Source organism: Planktosalinus sp. (genome assembly GCF_059864935.1).
The window spans coordinates 1-2,404 of the sequence record NZ_JCBCCK010000226.1 but is presented as its reverse complement, the minus strand read 5'-3'; the positions used below and the strand labels follow the sequence as shown (position 1 = coordinate 2,404).

Genomic DNA, 2,404 nt, shown 5'->3' with positions numbered 1-2,404 from the left:
GACCGTGCAAGCCGCCAGCCTCAAACCTCAAATAATTGAAAACAACGTCATCCTTAAATTTTAAAAAAGCACCCTTTCCAAACACCATTCGGTACTTTCAACACCAAGCATTGCCCAATCCTCGCGAAGGCGGGGATCTGAGCGAGCAGTCCCGGGTTAATTCAACCCCGCTTTTAACTTGCCATAAGTAAAACCTTATAAAATTAATTGTACATTTGTAATCAATGCTTAAAAAATTTGTTTCCATATTCATGTTATATTCAGCCCTGGCAATAATGCTTGGGCATAATGTCGTGCCACATACTCACCACGATGAAGAACACAATAAAATATCACATCATCACAATGACGGTCACCACAATAATGACACAGAAGATGAGCGTAAAAGTTGGAATCATCTCTTTTCAAATTTACAACACGGTGTTGAAGGACTGACGTTTTTAACAAGTCATAGTTCTGTTGACAATGTTTCAAAGCAAATCTCTAAGCTTACAACACTTCAAACCTCAAATTATATTTTTATTCAGGAAATCATTGAAGTCAGGCAAAATGCACCTCCTTATATTGACAGTTATTACAATTCACAGAGTTTCCTTCCCAGCGGGCTAAGAGCCCCTCCAACCACCATCGTTTAATATCCTTTATTGTTCAAAGGGTAATCTTAACTTGTTGTAACATTCTACAAGTTCATTTAAATTAGTATTCAATTTAAAAATTTTAAACGATGAAAAATTCCATAGTATCTATAGCAATTATAGCCATTTTATTTGCAGGTTGCAGGGAAAATAAAAACGATGAACATTCTCATGATAGTGAGGGCAATCATACCAATACAGAAAGCGTTCACGAACATGAAGACGGATCTGTGCACGAAGACCATCAAGATGCTGAACACCATCAAGAGGAATTTATGGTAAATAGCGACAGTACTTCTGTAAAAACAGAAGATGATCACGGGCATAGTCACGACGACGGCAGCCACAAGCATTAATCACCTTAAAATTCTTTTATAATGAAGACAGCATCCATTTTGATGGCTGTGCTTGCTTTGCTTTTTGTTAGCTGTGCCGACAAATCAGCAGACGATCACGGTCACGAACACGGAGCAGGCAGTTTAGAACCGCTTGTTTACACAGTATATTCAGATAAAACGGAACTTTTTGTTGAGTTTAAGCCACTAGTTGTTGACAGCAAGTCTAGTTTTGCTGCGCACTTTACCCTTTTAGGGGAACGGTTTTTACCACTTACTAGTGGAAAAGTAACCGTCAGCCTTATTATTGGGGAAAGCGGTATACGCAACAGTGCTGATACGGCAAGCTCTCCGGGTATCTTTAGATTGGCTTTAGTTCCAAAAACTGCAGGAAAAGGCAAACTTGTTTTTGATATAGAAACAGAAAACTACACTGACCGGATAGTTATTGACAATATAACGGTGTATGAAGATGAACATGAAGCAATCGACAATCAAATAGAAACAGTTGTAACTGACGAAATAGTTTACCTAAAAGAACAAGCTTGGAAAGTTGAATTTGCCAATGCAGCGGTTGAAAAAACTGCTTTTTCTGACATTATCAAAGCGAGTGGTCAAATACTTTCAGCTCCCGGTGATGAAATGCAGGTGACAGCCGGTGCAAGCGGTATTGTTAGCTTTACAGGAAGCAAATCGATAATCGGTTCAGAAGTTTCGCAGAATATGCCCTTGTTCACTATTTCGGGGGGTAATCTTGCCGAAAACAATCTGGATGCTAACTACCAAGGGGCAAAAGCCAATTATGACAAAGCCAAAGCAGATTACGAGCGTGCGCAAGAGTTGGTGAAAGATCAAATTATTTCGCAAGCTGTATATTTACAGTCTAAAAATGCTTTTGATAATGCAAAGACCGTTTTTAATGCTATGGGCAGAAATTACTCGGCATCCGGGCAAACCGTGCGCTCACCTATGGGTGGTTTTGTAAAAAATATTTTGGTAAATGAAGGCCAATTTGTACAAGCAGGAACACCACTTGCCGTGGTTTCCAAAAACAAAAATCTCATACTGCAAGCAAATGTTTCGCAAAGGTATTTCAGTAAACTCCCCACTATCTCATCTGCAAATTTTAAACCGATAGGTTCTGAACAGGTGTTTGACACTCAAATGTTAAATGGAAAAATCACTTCCTTCGGTAAAAGCACTACTTCCGGTTCTGCTTTTCTTCCTATCACTTTTCAAATTGACAATATCGGAAACCTTATTTCCGGTTCGGTGGCAGAGGTCTATCTTAAATCATCTCCTATTCCCGATGCTTTGGTAATTCCTGTTTCGGCTTTAATGGAAGAACAGGGTAATTTCTATGTATATGTACAATTAGGTGGTGAGAGTTTTCAAAAGCGGGAAATAAAAATTGGGGCAAGCGACGGTGAGAAC

Annotated in this window: 3 protein-coding genes; all 3 read left to right on the top strand. The window is 39.2% G+C overall.

Features of this window, described 5'->3' with window-relative positions; genetic code table 11:
* Positions 1–224: 224 nt before the first annotated feature.
* A complete protein-coding gene (locus AC6F75_RS07920; RefSeq protein WP_500714443.1) occupies positions 225–635 on the top strand; it encodes a DUF6769 family protein in 411 nt (136 codons plus the stop codon).
* Positions 636–724: 89 nt separating this feature from the next.
* On the top strand, positions 725–991 hold the full coding sequence (locus AC6F75_RS07915) for a hypothetical protein (RefSeq protein ID WP_500714442.1): 267 nt from the start codon (positions 725–727) through the stop codon (positions 989–991).
* A gap of 21 nt (positions 992–1,012) precedes the next feature.
* On the top strand, positions 1,013–2,404 hold a 1,392-nt coding region (locus tag AC6F75_RS07910), incomplete at its 3' end, for an efflux RND transporter periplasmic adaptor subunit (protein ID WP_500714441.1).